The organism is Caballeronia fortuita (assembly GCF_001544835.2).
In the GTDB taxonomy this organism is placed as follows: Bacteria; Pseudomonadota; Gammaproteobacteria; order Burkholderiales; family Burkholderiaceae; genus Caballeronia; species Caballeronia fortuita.
Genome location: NZ_FCNX02000009.1, coordinates 231,261 through 246,818, shown reverse-complemented (window position 1 = coordinate 246,818; position 15,558 = coordinate 231,261). Strand labels below are relative to the sequence as shown.

Annotated in this window: 13 protein-coding genes; 7 read left to right on the top strand and 6 right to left on the bottom strand. The window is 57.4% G+C overall.

What is annotated here, in order from left to right:
- Positions 1-18 precede the first annotated feature (18 nt).
- Positions 19-582: a ribonuclease HI gene (locus tag AWB77_RS19045; RefSeq protein ID WP_157694839.1), complete on the bottom strand. Its 564-nt coding sequence runs from the start codon at positions 580-582 to the stop codon at positions 19-21.
- Positions 583-1,025: 443 nt separating this feature from the next.
- On the opposite strand from AWB77_RS19045, the gene AWB77_RS19040 reads away from it, so the two are divergent.
- Positions 1,026-1,331, top strand: a complete 306-nt coding sequence (locus AWB77_RS19040; RefSeq protein ID WP_063936526.1) for a hypothetical protein — start codon at positions 1,026-1,028, stop codon at positions 1,329-1,331.
- Between the two features lie 549 nt (positions 1,332-1,880).
- On the opposite strand, the gene AWB77_RS19035 is transcribed toward AWB77_RS19040, so the two are convergent.
- The 4 genes from AWB77_RS19035 to AWB77_RS19015 all read right to left on the bottom strand — a co-directional run bounded on the left by AWB77_RS19035 (position 1,881) and on the right by AWB77_RS19015 (position 5,743).
- Positions 1,881-2,456 carry an HAD domain-containing protein gene (locus tag AWB77_RS19035; protein WP_157694838.1) on the bottom strand — a complete coding sequence of 192 codons (576 nt, stop codon included), beginning with the start codon at positions 2,454-2,456 and terminating at the stop codon, positions 1,881-1,883.
- Positions 2,457-2,730: 274 nt separating this feature from the next.
- Positions 2,731-2,961 (bottom strand): DUF6471 domain-containing protein, encoded by a 231-nt coding sequence (locus AWB77_RS19030; RefSeq protein ID WP_061136076.1) that lies wholly within the window; start codon positions 2,959-2,961, stop codon positions 2,731-2,733.
- Positions 2,962-4,455: 1,494 nt separating this feature from the next.
- Positions 4,456-5,145 (bottom strand): BPSL0761 family protein, encoded by a 690-nt coding sequence (locus tag AWB77_RS36900; RefSeq protein WP_244158576.1) that lies wholly within the window; start codon positions 5,143-5,145, stop codon positions 4,456-4,458.
- 58 nt (positions 5,146-5,203) lie between these two features.
- Positions 5,204-5,743 carry a DUF6471 domain-containing protein gene (locus AWB77_RS19015; protein ID WP_061135996.1) on the bottom strand — a complete coding sequence of 180 codons (540 nt, stop codon included), beginning with the start codon at positions 5,741-5,743 and terminating at the stop codon, positions 5,204-5,206.
- A 1,145-nt stretch (positions 5,744-6,888) separates the two neighbouring features.
- On the opposite strand from AWB77_RS19015, the gene AWB77_RS19010 reads away from it, so the two are divergent.
- From AWB77_RS19010 to AWB77_RS18990, 5 genes are all read left to right on the top strand, one after another.
- Entirely contained in the window at positions 6,889-7,569 is a 681-nt protein-coding gene (locus tag AWB77_RS19010; protein WP_244158575.1) for a TnsA endonuclease C-terminal domain-containing protein, read from the top strand.
- 34 nt (positions 7,570-7,603) lie between these two features.
- On the top strand, positions 7,604-9,799 hold the full coding sequence (locus AWB77_RS19005; protein WP_061135994.1) for a TnsB C-terminal domain-containing protein: 2,196 nt from the start codon (positions 7,604-7,606) through the stop codon (positions 9,797-9,799).
- Positions 9,780-11,411, top strand: a complete 1,632-nt coding sequence (locus AWB77_RS19000; protein ID WP_061135993.1) for an ATP-binding protein — start codon at positions 9,780-9,782, stop codon at positions 11,409-11,411. The genes AWB77_RS19005 and AWB77_RS19000 overlap by 20 nt, the downstream gene beginning before the upstream one ends.
- Positions 11,412-11,571: 160 nt before the next feature.
- A complete protein-coding gene (locus tag AWB77_RS18995) occupies positions 11,572-12,261 on the top strand; it encodes a hypothetical protein (protein WP_157694837.1) in 690 nt (229 codons plus the stop codon).
- A gap of 206 nt (positions 12,262-12,467) precedes the next feature.
- Positions 12,468-13,010 (top strand): hypothetical protein, encoded by a 543-nt coding sequence (locus tag AWB77_RS18990; protein WP_061135991.1) that lies wholly within the window; start codon positions 12,468-12,470, stop codon positions 13,008-13,010.
- Between the two features lie 435 nt (positions 13,011-13,445).
- On the opposite strand, the gene AWB77_RS18985 is transcribed toward AWB77_RS18990, so the two are convergent.
- Positions 13,446-13,715, bottom strand: a complete 270-nt coding sequence (locus tag AWB77_RS18985) for a helix-turn-helix domain-containing protein (RefSeq protein ID WP_061135990.1) — start codon at positions 13,713-13,715, stop codon at positions 13,446-13,448.
- Between the two features lie 311 nt (positions 13,716-14,026).
- Here AWB77_RS18985 and AWB77_RS35105 point away from each other — a divergent pair, with 311 nt between their 5' ends.
- Positions 14,027-15,124, top strand: coding sequence for a transposase (locus AWB77_RS35105; protein ID WP_082852681.1), 1,098 nt, complete (start codon positions 14,027-14,029; stop codon positions 15,122-15,124).
- Positions 15,125-15,558 lie beyond the last annotated feature (434 nt).

The window sequence follows — 15,558 nt, the reverse complement described above, 5'->3', positions numbered from 1 at the left end:
CTCGGAAGCGTAACTTTTTCAAAATTGATTAGCTCTCTCAGTGACTGAGTGTGATGCAGACCGATTCACGGGCGACTTCGAATTGCGCTGAGAAAGCGTCGAACCTTTTTTCGCGAGACTGTCGGCCAACTCGTTCATTCGGTGACCGGCGTGGCCCCGGACGTGGTGGAAATTGACTAGACCGTGACGGTTGATTGCGTCAGACAGAGAATCCCAGTGCTCGAGATTCATACCCTTCTGGAATTGACCGCGCATGGTTTTAACGACGTAAAGCGAGTCGGTATGGACGTCGACGGTCGAGCCTTGCGGCAAGTCGTTCAAGCCATACGCCACCGCGCGAATCTCGGCGATTTGATTCGTCGCGTAACCAATCGCTTTGAAGCCTTCGCACACTACCGCATCCCCACTCGTTACCACCCAGCCGCAGCCGGATGGCCCCCGATTCCGTATTGTTGAGCCATCGCAGACGAGCGCAAACCTTCCGGCGTCCCCATTACGGAACGTCGCGTTAGCTGTGGATGCCCCGGTTCCTCCCGACGGTGGTTCCGAAACTGTCTGTTCCTTCGCAAGGAAGTCTGCCACAGCCCTACTCCGCTGGTGCACTAACGCATCGACGGCTTCCCGGAGGGCTCGCCTCGTGCGGCAGGTCGGTACCTTATGCCACGCGAGCGCGGCTCGGACAATGTTGTCGGAGAGCGACGGAGACGATTTCACGGCAGCAATTTGCATGGTTTTGTGAAGTTTCGACATACGACCGCGAGCTTCAATGCAGCCGCGATCGGGGATGATGTCGGGATATCTCGAATAAAATGCCGCGAAGTCATCCGAGACAACTTTGTTCGTGACGGCTTTGAAGATGGTAGCGAAGCGAATCTATCTCGCCTTGACCTCTTTCACAATTGGCCGCCGAGCGCAACGTTGTGCAGTAGCATTGAGGTGCCAGGTTCATCATGTGCGGCTGCATGCCGCTGCCGGGTAGGGGCCCCTTTCCGATTGCCGCGCTCAGCCCGCGCTGGAGACTTGTCATGTCATTCTTGACTCAGTTCGAATCGTTGATGCTCCAGCGAGGTGTCACGCTTAAGACGTTGGCCGAACGCATGGGCATGTCGGTGCCTGCTGTAAGTTCTTCTCTAGTCAGGATGGACAGCGATGCGAACTCAACTCTGCTTGCGCTCGCCGCGGCGATGGAAGCCGAATGGATTCTTGTTCCGAAAGAACATGTCCGAGAGTTAAAGCGATTGCCGGACAGAGACGGAACGGCCCCCGACTATTCGGCGCTTAGCGCCGCTGAACTGTTTCTCCGGTCGATTTCTGACAGACATCGTTCCTAGACTTGCACTCGCGCTAAGCTGTTCAATTGCCTCTGTCATAATTGTTCCGACGCCCGGGCCACGGTCACCTATCGTCGGTGCCGCCGGCGCGTGCCCGTCTCCTTGCATCGTGGCGTTTCGGCTCTCCCGCTTCCTAACCGATGTCTACGAAAGCGCATTGTGATCGAGCGAACCAGACGGAGAAGCTGCACAGCAATGCGCCTGCCGTCCAGGCAGGCAAAACATTGTTAACAACGACTCTTGTGAATGAATAGGAGACTCTTGGGTTTTGGGCAAAACTCCCCCTTAGCCAACCGGGATGCGGTTGAGCTCGGGGGAGTTGCGCCCTTTGACGGGCACCACGGTCGGCTACATCGCCGTGACTCAATCGAATTCTTCGAGGGCATGGGCGCCTCGCTGTTCCCCCTCCGACTGTTCCTCCCAGGGTCGCACCCATGAACGTCCGCTTGGTGCACTTCACTGGCCGCGGCGTGTCGAGCCCACTCCTCCAGCAAAGAAAGTAGGGAAGCCTGTTTATACCGTCGGAGACGCCGAGAGTCACGCCGAATTTCACGCTCGTGTTCTTCGAACTTCTCGCGACGCCGCGCGACGGACGGCCTGACACGACGCATCTAGCGCGTTTTCGCAAAGCCACCGCTTCAGCTGCCGCTGGGTGGTTATCGAACCCAAAGCCTCGTCGGCACGCGTCACGAGGAAGTTTTTCCAGCGGGCGAACGGGACCGCCGACACTTTCACATCAAGCGTTAGCCAGCGATGAACCCCCGTCGTTTGCGCGTGGCGAAGAACGCGCATTATTCGGCGCTGTCCCTCCTCATAGTGGTCCAGCCCCGCGCTAAATGCTTTCGTGCTTCCAACCACGCGCTCTCGCAAGCCCGCCGGAAGAAGATTCGATGTGAACATTTCTCCGAGGGTGTCAATCCAGCCGCAACTTAGAACGATCTGCACGGACGGATACGGGCGCAACAAATCGGCAAGCAACTGCGCATACTCGAACGCTTGCTGTCCGCCGAGAAGAAGAATGTTTCCGTCTCTGTCCATCATCGCCGTGCCAACATGGAGAACGCCGCCGAAGCCCAAGTAGATAACCGGCTTGCTCCAGTCAGCACAGTTCGGCATTGCATGCATATCGTCGATTCCCGAGTCCTGTGGTTGCGAGCACGGAGTGCTGGCAATGCGTCCGTGGGGGCATACCTCGGTGTCGCGCACCCTGGACCAGCGCACGCTGCGACCCCACAAACGACAGCTTAATCTCATATATGGGATTATAGGCGACATGTTTAGCCTTTGCAGGCGTTTCGCGTGAGTTGAATGTGAGTCGTGCCGGGAAGTCGAAGGCGGGTCAGGTGTGCTTATGCCGCGCTGCGCCTGCTGCGACTAGCGCCGCCACAGAGCTCTACCCTCAAGGAAAGTGGGTAAGATCGACTCTGAAGTCGGCTCGTCCTAATGCCCGCATGCATTGCAGGAAGAACGCAAAGCTGAAGCTTCCGCGAGACAGTTTGTTCGCGATGGCGCGCTCTGTTTCGTCGACGCCGATGTCTGTAAGCATCCGCGCTAACTGGCGATAGCTCACGCCTTGCCGAGCAAGCTCTGCACGCAGGACGTTGCCAGCCATCTGATACCAGTCGGTCATCCGCATAGGGGCGTAAGAAAACGCTCATTATTCCCCGCCCCATGACGCGTCGGTCCTAAAATCCCACATATGGGATTAAAACATCCAAAATGAGATCTTTACGTCGAAGTGTCTCCCCTGGACTTGACCAGAAGCTTCCCTTGCGTGCTTTCGACGTTTCTCCAAGCTCTCGCGCCGCATTACGCCGACTATCTCCCCCAATACTTCAACGACATCCAAGCGGTCGGCGCTCAGCACCAACCGATAGCGGGCTGGAGACCGCTCGCGGAGGTGGATGCTTGCGAAGCAAACCCGACCGAGAATCGCAATGTCGAGCTTTGCGTCAACGGTTTCCTTCGAGCATCCGGCCGATTTGCGGGTGATGAACGCCGTCGCTCGTCGCGCATATGGATACGGCGCGTCAGGTGTGACGTACCCTCCATATTGCATCGCGCCTGCCGCCCGTGCCCAGACGCAGCGTCGAGGGTCAACCTCGTCGATAGCCACATACGCCGGTGCCTGCACCGGCGCTGTCGAATGGGCACCGATGCAGACCGTCACTATCGTTCGAGACCATTCGGAGGCCCAAGCGCTTGCAATCTCTCGTACCAAGCAAAATTGCCTCTTGCTAATTAGCGCTTCGACAGGCGACTTTCCCCGAAGCGCCCCATGGCCTGACGTTAGAAACGAAAGGCGTGCACTGGGTGGGGCCGGTCGGATAATCCTGCATAGAGAGAAGAGTCGGCGTCGGTCATGCTGTGGTTCCGACAGGACTGCCGGGAAGGAGTTTTCATTTCCGCATCCGAGGGAAAAGACGCTGCACTTGGAAAGAAGCGAGTTGAGCATCTCCTCGCTTATGCCCAAGCGAGCACGAAATTCGCAGCGAGTGATGACTTCTTGGCTGAGGTTCATCGGCCATATGCCTCGGAGGATGGTGACTTCTGCTTCGACGTACCTCGTCGCAGGGTGTAGATGAAACCGGCCTCGGTCGCCCCTGCTGCCGCCCAGTCCACCGTCCGCCTCAAGCACCGCGACGTTCAACAGCGTGTCCGGACCGAAATCACAGCAAAAACTGCAGCGCTCTGCGCGCCATAATCACTGCATCGTCGCCAACCACGTACGGAACGCGATATTCGAAATTAGTCGCGCCAGACGGTCGGACAGTTACATGCGCTACATCGGCACCACACCGTACGTCAACGCGAGTAAGGACTGGACCGACATCGCGCACAAGCACGGCGTCAACCGTTTCGTAGACGAACAGCGTGGTCTGTGTTGCTGACGGGTAAGGACCGGGTGGTGACGGTTCTGCCAAGGCATCGAGCGCGCGCGCCCAAATCGAGTCTGCATGAGCATCTGACACACCATCGCATACAAGGCTGAATGACGGACCGTCGCAGTCGCCCAGATATAAAGAAACATGGGTGTAGCGATTGGAAGCCGAGGAGCTGGTTTCGCGGTGATTGCTCATAACCATGCGTCACGGCCGGAAAGGCGGTGCGCCGAGCTATGCCATCAGCACTGCCGGGCCACCGCCGTTTCATCGGGGGGTTTTTTCACTGGCGCCGACCAGATCGTCGGCGCGGCGGTCGCTGAAACAGCCATTTCAGTGTCCGTCGGATAGTGCCGGAGCAGCCCGATGGCAACACTACTCACCAACCCTGCGATGGATATCTGCTCGTCCTTGGCCAGCGTCTGCAGAAACCAACGCGTATCAAGCACGGCACGTGTCCGGTCACTTGGCGTAGTCATGCGATCCTCCGGGGCGAGAAGGTGCGTCGCGTCGAAGTAACCTCCGATGCGCTTTCGAAAACAGTAAACCGACCATACGGATTCAGCCAACCCGGATGAGCCACTGTCGCCATGCAATCGATAGCAACGGCCCGAGATCGTGTGCCCTCGTCCATCCTCGGAGTCAAACGATACGATTGGCGAACTTACGCGACCTACGCAAGTCGCTTCGTTGAAGCCGACGAAGTGGAAACCGCCGTCTGGCACGACTGCCATCACGCGCCATTCAATCAGTCCGATTTCTAGCTCGACTGAAGCCAAGCGAATGTCTGACGTTGACATGGGACTCGGATCGGAAGGAGCAGGCTTGCCTTTCGTCTGCAAATTCGGTCGAATTGCGGGCAGCCAGCCGAAGGGGACGCACGAGCTTGTGTGATTGGACTTGTAGCTTGCGGCGAGCGTGTATTTGTACACGTCCCTCGGATTATATCCAATGTCGCGAAACTTGCAAGGGATAGAAGTCGTCTGAACTTCAGGAGCCCGCCCTGCCCGCCAAGGCGGCGACGTTCAAGGACGAGAAGTCGAGGAACGACCGAACGTCCTCAAACCGGCAAACCGTCGCGCATTGAAGAAACAGCGCCGCGGAAAAAGTCCCTTCCTCGCCTTGTACTCTCAGATTCTCAGGCTGAACCTCGATGCCGATCTCCGAGAGTCGCTGCGCAAGGAGCCGCCAATCAAGCCACGGCTGTTGTGACATCAAGTAACCCAGAAGGCTAGAGGCACGGTCCTCCCAGGTACCAGCCGCCGCCCACCTTTGCGCCCAAGCTTCCGGGCAATCGACCCGTGCCGCCGCGAGCGCTTGGAGGAAGAAGGTAAAACGAAAAGTACCTCGCTGAACTTTTCCTTCGACCGATCTGGCGGACTCCGATATGCCCATTCGATTAAGCTCTGCGGCCAGCTGTGCATAGCTCACATCCTGACGTGTGAGGGCGACACGGATCGCGCGAGACGCCAGCCTCGCCCACGACCCTTCGGACCCATCCGCGTCTTTCGCTTGCATTTGCGTCGACATGTACTACCTTGGTGTGTATATCTGCACGCGTTCTCTAGAAGTCAAAGTCAATTCAGAGAGCCTTCGACGTCGCTGTCATAGCAGCCTCGCGCATCACAACCGATAGCGCACGTCGCTTCACAGATAACCGAGCTAAGTCTTTCATGAGCTCCGTCCTTTATTTGGGCGTCGAGGGTGTCGTCTTCCCGCGACGGACTCGCTCTCTGGTCGCACGCGGCTCCTCGGCGTCAGGCATACCGGCCACGAACTCCCAACTCCTAGATGAACTTTCAGCCATCGTTGAGGCAGCATCCGACGTGGAAGTAGTTCTGAACGGTTCCTGCGTTGTAGACATCGGGTACCGCAGGATCCTGAGCGTTCTCCCAAACGGACTGGCCTCTCGAACGGTAGGCGCGACGACTTCGGGCAATCGGCTGCATCGGAAGACCGACTTGCGAAAGCGAGCGGATGTTCTTCGCGCGGACGTAACCCGCCGCAATCCCCGCACATTGACGATCGTCGATGCTTCGCGAAGCGCAATACCTTTCGAATACGTGTCTTGGTCGGTGCTCGCTATCTACGACGATTCTGTCACGCTCAGGCAGACGGTAGAACGCGTTCAGCGCCTTCTTTTACGCAACCTCACAGACCTTCCGCCAGAAACCTGACGGCGCGCAGTAATACTCTCACATCTAAAGCGCCCGCGGAACCGCCAACCTAAAATGGTCGTACCTGGCCGGCCGCGTTACGGCTACGGCCTTCGCCAATGTCACCGCATTCGACGCTCCCAGCCGTAAAACGGTGCACGCAGCTGTCAACCCGCTGGTCATGGCGTACGCATCCGGTGCTACGTCAAGCAGTCACAAGACACTGTTCCTAAAACCGGTCGTTTGGTCTCAACTTTAAAACGGCCCGAGTTTCGACGACCCGCAACTGGCAGCGCTATACGCACCAATAACGCGGCGCCGCCGCGAGTCCTTGGTGGGGTATGCGCGATGCCACGCGGTGTCAAGAAGTGGACGGAGGAGTTAGTCGCACGTCGGATCCGAGAAGGATACGGCGAAGGCGAGGGAGCACAGTACAAGCCGTGGGTTGGCACCGCTGACTTCTCCTCTCTGGGACGTACGCATCGTGCTTACAGTCAGCGATTCGGCCGCACGATCGAGATGGTGTCCGACGTCGAGTGGAACACCTTCGTTTGTCTCGAATTCTGCAAGCAGGTCACAGCAGTATACGAGGGGTTTCCATTGCCGCGGGAAACCACCCTAGAGGTGGCGGCCGCCTTGGGCGTCAACCACCCTACATACCCCGGCACTTCGGTTCCCGCGGTGATGACAGTTGACTTCCTGGTAGCAATCGACCAAGAGGCTGGGCCGTGTCTGAAGGCGTTCGACTGCAAACGGTCCGAAGACGCCGAAAACGAACGCGCTGTCGAGAAGCTACAAATAACGCACGCGTATTTTGCTGGCTGCGACGTGAAGCATCACCTGGTCTTTCACTCGTCGCTTCCGATGCAAAAGGTCCGAAATATCGAGTGGTTTCGCGGAGCGACATGGAAGCCCGGGCAAACATCTCCATCGTTTGAGCAACTGCACGAACTCTGCGAGCAGATGAAAAACGAATTCTCTCGTTCGACGCGCCTCGACTCACTAGCCGAATACTGCAATGGTTTTGACCGTCGTCACGGCGTCGCGCCCGGCCTAGGTCTGCGCGTCGCACGCGTGCTCCTCTGGGAGCAAACGCTGCGCTGCGATTTGAACGTCCCACACCTGGAACAGGCGCCAATTAGCAGCTTCACGTTGTGCGCCGATGACGAGCAGCCTCCAAGCAGAGTCTCAATCGCCTGAATACTGCTTTTCTTTAACGACTCGAAATCAAGCCATGCTGCTCAAGAACGACCTGTTCGATGCTGCCGACCAGACGCGGTACCGCGTTCTCTCCATTGACCCGGAGGGGCACCGCGGGTGGGTCATGCCCGTGAGTGGTCCCGGTCGCTGGCCCGAATATCGAGACTTCGGCGTCTTGACGGGTCACGTATCGGTCAAGGCGCTTCGCGGGTCGGACGCTGGTCAGCAACCTGACCTCGCGTTTTATTCAGAGACGGCGAGGCGGCGTGCATACAAAGCCTATGACGCTATCGAGCCGCTCATCAACCATCCTCACATTTTCGTTGCGTCCGCCCGAGGACCGTTGGTCGAGGCGCGCGCGAGAGAGCTGGGCATTTCCGAGACGACGCTCTATCGGTACCTGCGCCTGTATTGGCGTCATGGGCAAACGCGGCTTGCGCTCATTCCTGACTTCGACAAGATCGGGCGCTCGAGCGCGGCATTGACTGCTGGGCGCGGTCGTCGGCCCAAGGATGGAAAGTACCGCACGTTTCAGATGACGCCTGAAGACGCCAAGAACGTTCAGACGGCGATCAGGAAATATTATCTCGACGGTGAGATATCGACCCTCGCCGGCGCGCACTTTCGTATGCGAGAGGAGTTCTACTCTTACCTCGACGGCAACGGCACGAGATATCTGCATCCCGACGGAGAATGCCCGTCGATATTTCAATTTCGACACATCGCCCGAACGAAGTTCACGCTCACGGAAATTCTCCGGAAAAAGCGCGGGTCGAAAGAATTCGACCGCGAGCATGGCGCTCATCTCGGAAGCGCGCTCGAAGAAGCTGTAGGCGTCGGCCACATCTACGAAATCGATGCAACCATTGCAGACGTGTTCCTTGTTGCGCTGGAAGACCGCTCGACAATCATCGGAAAGCCTACGCTTTATCTCATCTACGACCGCTGGAGCCGACTCGTAGTTGGTTTCTATGTTGGCCTCGAAAACGCCTCGTGGACGGGCGCAATGCTCGCTATTTTGAGCGTCGCAGCGGACAAGCAAGCGTTGTGCGCCAAGTATGGCATCCCATACAACTCGGAGGATTGGCCCGCCGACGCTACTTTTCCAGAAAAGTGGATCGGCGACCGTGGCGAGATGAACAGCAACAATAGTTATCGAATTTGCGACGGAATGCAGTCGATTGTCGTCAACACTCAGTCCCTTCTGCCGCATCGAAAGGGCACTGTCGAATGCGGGTTTAGGCTGCTTCACGCGTCGATCGCAGATGTGACGCCCGGATACGAGCCGCCAATGAACGCCATCAAGCGTCGACAGAAGCGTTACTATCAAGACGCATCTCTGACTTTGGACGAATTCACGTCGATAGTCATCAAGCATGCCATCGCACACAATCGAAAAATCATGAAAGGCTATCGATTGGAGCCGCGGCATGTGCTGTCTGGCACGCCGGCGGTGCCCCTTGATTTGTGGAACGACGACGTCGCACGTCGCAGCGGCGCGCTTGCCAGGTATGACTATGATTTTCTGCGCTTACAACTGCTGCCGAAAGATAAGGCGACCGTTACGCAAGACGGGATTAAGTTCAAGCGGCTCGTATTTGATTGCCCCTCAGCAAACGAGCTTGGATGGTACGTACAAGCAGGACGACGGGGCAACTTTGCAGTGGAAGTATCGTATGACCCTCGCTCGGCCTCCTCCGTCATCGTTTATAACCCCGCAGACCGTCGACAGACGTTCGAGTGCAGGCTCGCGCCTGCGAGCAAGGAATTCGCTGGCTATTCGTTCGCCGAAGTCGAGTATATCTTCCGTCGAGCCGAGCTGAACAATTTTGAGAATAAGGCTAGCGCCGATCAGGCGAAGGCTGAGCTGCGGCAATACATTCGAGGCCTGAGCGAGACTGCGGTCGCAGAGCGCAAGCTTGCAAGCAAGGGTAAGTCGCGCTCAGGACGACGGGCCGATACTGCTTACGCGCGAGCAGCGGAACTCGCCGCGCGGCGACGCGAAGACGCGGCCATGCCATCGATTACTGAGCCCCTCCCCACGAACGTTATTCCAATGCAAACGGCGCCGTCTGCTCGCCCGGCATTTGATGACCGCGGTAAGAGCGAGCCTTCACCGCAAGTGGAGTCCGGCGCCATAGGCGGTCCAGCGAAAGTGACCTCATCGCCTTTGCGAGACATGTTACGCCGAAAGGCACAGGAGAAACTGAATGCACGCGGCTCAGAATAAGGTCGTTGTGGAGGCACAATACACGCCGCAACGTATTCCGCGTTATCGCGGGAACCCCCTCATAGAAGCGCTGCCGCCCTCCGTCGATGATGACACGCTCATTGACAGAATCATGGTCGCCCCGGACTTCGACGCGGAACAGCGAGATTGGGAGACGCACGAGAGACTGCAAATGGTCGCAGGACTGTCCTCGTTCCTGCGGCCAATGGAGCGTCACGTTCAGCTGGCACGTGCTTTTGACACCCTAATCCGCTCCGGGTACGTGGGAAGACGCCCGTCATCAGTGGAGCATGTTCGCGTGTTTCAGCATTTGTACGAGGCGATGCAAGCCGGGCGAGCCTTCAACCCGCCGTACCTTCCCCCTACCGAAGAGCAGTTGTCGTCAAGAGTTATCGGAATGTCGGGTACAGGAAAGACCACGACAATCCGCCGGATATTCTCATGGTATCCGCCTGTCATTTATCACCGCGAGTGGCATTGTTATCAGATACCGTACTTACATATCGAGGCTCCCCATGACGGACTGTCGACGAAGGGGCTCGCCGCCTCCATCCTCCGGAAAATTGACCAGCTGGTTCCAGATGCGGACTATTTTGGGATGCACGTCAACAACCATCGCAATAGCGGTGAATTGCTGCTGAATCACGCCGCTCGCGCCATGCATGACCATTTCGTCGGCGTGCTCGTTGTCGACGAGATTCAAAATTTGCGCAACGCGGGCACATCGAAGCAGACGCTCATGTCTGCCCTGGTCACCGCTTCCAATGAACTCGGTGTCCCCGTTGTTTTTGTCGGCACGCACAAAGCGTCCGAGTTGCTCGGGCTTGATTTCAGACAAGGCCGGCGCAGCGCGGGGCACGGCTTCCCGACGTGGTCAACCTTTCAGTCGAGCGGCGACCTGTCAAGCCCTGGCGAATGGGAGGACTTCCTGCTCGAGTTGTTCGAATATCAGTGGATTAAGACGCCCGTGACACTAACTCAGGGCATGTCGAACACAATGCTGGCGTGCTCGCAGGCAGTGCCTGACATTGCTATCAAGCTTTTTGCCTGTGCGCAATGGCGCGCCATGCTTGATCGAAGCGAGACGTTCTCGGCGGCGACGATTAAATCGGTCTTCGGCGCCGAACTCGAGCCGGTCAAGCGCATGCTGGATGCGATGCGTACGGGCGACACGCAAGTATTGCGCGCGTATGAAGACGTCCCCCCGCTTTATTTGAGCTCACTTCTCGAAGACAGCCTCGCTAGCTTCGAGGGTTCTCGCCAACGTGGCGCGAGCGTTCGACCTGGAGATGACGAATTCATTCCGGCCGTTGCAAAGGTGCTTCAGCAAGCAGGCATCGACGACGAGCGAGCGGCTTGGGCCGCGAAGAAGGTCGATACAGCCGGAAAGGTCACAGGGGTCGCGGCCGGAGCAGAAGCGGCGTTAGCGTTGACGAAGCCGCGCTCCCCCGCCACGAGGAGCAAGAAGAAGTCGGCCGAGTCTGCCGTAACGCTCGCCCCCGACGACTACCGTCAGGCGATTTTGCGAGCCAAGACGGACGGTACGACTGTTTTCGGTCATCTGGTAACGATGGGGGCGGCGTGCCGGCTAGATGAGGTTTTGGGCCTCTGAGGCTGCATATTGCCTGTCCCGGTTGAATGTCTTTGCGGTACAGGCGAGGCGCGCAGGCGCCGACGCGGACAGATTTGGCTTCGGTATCGAGAAGGAGTGGAAAAAGGCTAAAACGGATCCCTTACACGCCGAGCCAAACCACACTGCAAGGACACAGAGAATGAACCAAGCCATCAACCGAAATGCGTGTCGTCAGAGCGACGGCATCGTTATCGTCGACAACGTTGCGTTGTTCGACGAACTCGCAACTTGTGCGGAGCACGCTGGTTTAACCGCGTGCGCTGCCGTGGCCACGGTATTCCTGCCGAAAGAGTTGCAGCAAGCGATATCCGAGACACATGTTTTGGCTTTTGCCATTCCTGCCAACGAAGAGATTGACTGGGACGCACAAGCCGCGGACCTTCTCGTCCCGCATAACGAATTCGACTTCGAGCACCGCCAGGCAACATCCCTGTTTCTTCTCGGGAACGGCCCCGTCGCGTTTGAGCCGAAGTATGGATTTCAACCTCTCTTTGGCTCCGATGGCTCGCTCTTCGTTTTCTTCTTGCATCGAGACCTCACCTATCTCGTCCGATACAGCTGGAGCGAGCGTTTCCTCAATACGTGGGAAGCCTTGGATGCGTCGGCCGGAGAAAACTATCAACACGACGACGAAAGAGCGGCACGAAGCATCTTAGTATTGGGGTCGCCCGTCAGCGGGGCGGCCGATGATATCGCTATCGCACCGGCTGCATATTTTGAAATCGGGAGCGATGGACGGCTGTCTCAGTACTTCGCGTCGGCGCGCATTCGGTCGAGACCGGACCTTTTCGTGGAACGGTGCCCTGACGCCTGTTCGTGGAACGATTAAGCGTCGTCAATACACGACGCTCGGGCGGCACGAAGGCCCCCGCTGAACTGTCACGTTTATTTTCGCAATACCGTCGCGCCTCGAGCTCGGCGGTCGTTTCCTGCGGCACATTGCCTACGAATCGCCTACGCCCCCGCCATAGGTTGTTAGGTAACGGAATTCGCCGCTCGCTGCGCGCGAGTACGTTTCGAAGAAAGGACGGCACGATGCAATTAAATCGACGGACGAGCGGTAAAACCGCTTCTCCGGCCGACTTGGAAAGCGGCATTACGACGACCAATGCTATTGAGCTCATTCGAGCGACCGGCGAGTCAGGAAGACGTCGAACTTTCCCACTTGCGGCTCGAGACCTTCCGGTTGGTGCAGATCTGCGGCACGGCACGTCCCCCTGCATTGTCGTTCTGGCCGAGCCTGCGGACATTGCCGACATCTCGAGTACCTTCGAAATCAAGTGCTACGGTCCGCCAGAAAAGCCGAACCGTCGCCTTTTAATCCAGCTGGGCAGCTCGCCAATTGCGATAGATTTCGACTCGCTTGAAGTGAACCTGCTCTCTCGGCAATGCTTTTCTATTCTGTTTGTGCATGCAGTCGGATGGACGATCGCTCGCTTCGATGTCGCGGACGGCGACCGGCAGCGATTGCTCGCAGCCTTGTTCGGGACTTTTGGGAATATCGACTGCAAGTCGTTCAGCCAACCGGAGTCGATGCTTCCAAGTAATGTCCGATTCGGCTCGCTCGACGTCGATTGATTCCTTCTCTATGCGTCGAGCCGCTTACCGGCTGCGACGCGAGGCAATACCGAACGATCTCGGCCTGAACAACTCTTTACAGCGGACCCGACGGCCGGATCGGCCAGCAGTGAGACTTGTAGGCTGGAAAACTCAAAACCGTCGCGCTGTCCATCTGAACCGCTACCTTCTGAAGCGCGGAACCTGGCCAAACCAGTCTGAGCAGCACCGCGAGCGCAGGAGCGTGCCGCGCGCCGGCTGAAAGCGTGGTCAACCGATGCCTGAAGCGGCAGGTCGCGCACGCGCCCAAGGGGACCGCCGTTGAACGGCGAGATTTTTGCACCCGTGTCTGAGCGGCCGACGAGCAGGCTAATCGCGAGCCTAGGACGCAGCGCGATCGAGGCGAAGCTCCGACCGGTCGTGCGCTGGTCGACGGTGCGAAGACCTCGTCGCGCATCAGAGGCCGGGCGGCTCGTCCTCCTCTCTCTGAGAACCAAGCCACTCCTTCGCTTTGGTGAGCTGCTGCCTTCGGTAGGCTAGGACATCCTCGGTTCGCACAACCATCTCAGCTCCGTCGCTGTGATGCAGCGGAAGCGATCCCTGCTGAATCAGCTTTATCACATGAGCCCGCGACACGAAAAGCAGACCTGCGATTTGTGCGACGGAGAGCGTACCGTCCCCCGCCTCGTCCAGCTTTGATATCTCTCCTCCTTGCTCGTCAACCAAGGCGGACTGACTTCATCACGTTCTTGATACAACGTTCTCGGAAAATAGCACATGTGTCGGTCCGCCCTTTCGCGGGCGGCCAAACGTTCAAACCGAGGCTACGTCGGCTCGGTAGTGTTTGGCTGCCACGAGCCCTCCCTCGATAAATTCGCTTGCCGTTTTAACTTGCGGTTGCGTGGAAATTAGCAAAGTCGTTCGATCGCTCGACTCCGCCGTCATCCGCCTAATCTTTATAAAGGATCCGGCCATATGGATGCAATCATTTTAGGTAAGGCGGTCGCTATACGTTCCTTCAACTGAGGAGCGACAGCATGTGGCTGCATTCGATTGAACGCAAGAACGGGCGATTAGAAGGGAAAGTAATTGACAACGACGGAAGCGTAGATTGGGTAGAGGCTTCTTCGTTATGGCGGGTCAAAATGCGAGAGTCTGGCAAAACCCAGCTCAGGCTTACGACGAATCTCGACGATTGGGAGGTCTCGGACTCGGCGGAATATCTAGCCTTGTCAGGCACGTATTACTGTGGCCCGGGTGACTCTCACGAAATCTACGTCGCTCATCATCTAGGCTTGCGCGTGCTGATTCCTGCCTTGGTTGTAACGAAAGCGCTTTTCACGCCAAACGCTATCTTCTTCAATCATCTTTATCGCCCGGCAAGCCTCGACCAAGTTGTTGCGCCAGTAATGCACGCAACAGGTCTTAGCTGCGTACTGATACAACTCGGATTGTCCCGCCGCGTACGGGTAACTCCGCCTAAGCCAGCGCTTCTCCAGTGGATGTATTTCTTCCCGTCGGCACGTGGAGCGTTTGCTTCCATCCGCACGAACGCTTTGCGTAAAGCGATTGGCCTTGAACTGCCGAAGCTGCTGGCTGATGGCGTACTCACCGGTTCGCTTCATGGGCGAGTTTTTGTCGCGTCTTCGATGTGCCTGCATCACTTGAAACCAAAAGAGCAGGCTTTTTCCTGGGCCGGCAAACAACCAGTTGAGTTCACACTTCGGTCGACAGAAGGCGCTTTAGAGCGTCTCAATCCGATACTGAAGAACACGAACCTCATTGGAGGACCGAATGGATGGGGTCTCGCAGACACAGAATGGTCACAATTGAAACATATCATCCGCCCCTATCATATAGAAGCCTCGAACGATGACCGAATGATAATAGATGCAATACTTATCAAACTTGCTACTGGTATGGGGTGGCACAATGTGAACGAGATGTTGGGAAACGCACCGAAAGTGAGTTCCTTTTACCAACGTCTTCGACACTCCGGTCGATGGGAGGAATTCGAGGCATCGCTACTACGTCTTCGGCGAGGAGAAGAGCAAACTTCCTTGGTGCCGGGTCAAGACGCCGTATTATTTGCGCACAACCCGAGGATAAGGTTGCGTCCGCGCAAGCGCACTTAGTTTGACTGCGAATGTTTGTCGACTTTGAGACTGGAGCGCATTTCATGGTCGACGCGCGTGCAAGCACGCTCGGCAGACACAGGAGGCTACCAGCTCACCATCGATGCGATTCCCCATAGGAAGGGCGCTTAAGCTCCGAGGAGCGCATCACGGCAAACGCACGAGCAAAAAGTTAATTCTCTTGGCGCTACGCGATAAGAGGTGCGCGTCGAGAACATTGGGTGTTATTTGGCTGCCGCGGGACAAGCTGGGATGGACGGCAACTTACCGTTACCTTGTGCAACGAATTTCGGGCATGCATAACTGCGGTTGGCTGACGTGCGAATGATGCTGCAGCGGCGAAGCGGTAATCACAGGCAGAAGTTGATCGAACGTCTGCCACGCGCCTGCACGGTCGTTCTGGTTTGCGCGGAAGCGGTCACGTCATCGAACAC

Bases quoted from the DNA above. Each gene is read 5' to 3' on its own strand.
- AWB77_RS19000 (WP_061135993.1), top strand. From the start codon at position 9,780: ATGCACGCGGCTCAGAATAAGGTCGTTGTGGAGGCACAATACACGCCG.
- AWB77_RS19040 (WP_063936526.1), top strand. From the start codon at position 1,026: ATGTCATTCTTGACTCAGTTCGAATCGTTGATGCTCCAGCGAGGTGTC.
- AWB77_RS19010 (WP_244158575.1), top strand. From the start codon at position 6,889: ATGGTGTCCGACGTCGAGTGGAACACCTTCGTTTGTCTCGAATTCTGC.
- AWB77_RS18990 (WP_061135991.1), top strand. From the start codon at position 12,468: ATGCAATTAAATCGACGGACGAGCGGTAAAACCGCTTCTCCGGCCGAC.
- AWB77_RS19030 (WP_061136076.1), bottom strand. From the start codon at position 2,961: ATGACCGACTGGTATCAGATGGCTGGCAACGTCCTGCGTGCAGAGCTT.
- AWB77_RS35105 (WP_082852681.1), top strand. From the start codon at position 14,027: ATGTGGCTGCATTCGATTGAACGCAAGAACGGGCGATTAGAAGGGAAA.
- AWB77_RS19005 (WP_061135994.1), top strand. From the start codon at position 7,604: ATGCTGCTCAAGAACGACCTGTTCGATGCTGCCGACCAGACGCGGTAC.
- AWB77_RS19035 (WP_157694838.1), bottom strand. From the start codon at position 2,456: ATGCATGCAATGCCGAACTGTGCTGACTGGAGCAAGCCGGTTATCTAC.
- AWB77_RS19015 (WP_061135996.1), bottom strand. From the start codon at position 5,743: ATGTCGACGCAAATGCAAGCGAAAGACGCGGATGGGTCCGAAGGGTCG.
- AWB77_RS18995 (WP_157694837.1), top strand. From the start codon at position 11,572: ATGAACCAAGCCATCAACCGAAATGCGTGTCGTCAGAGCGACGGCATC.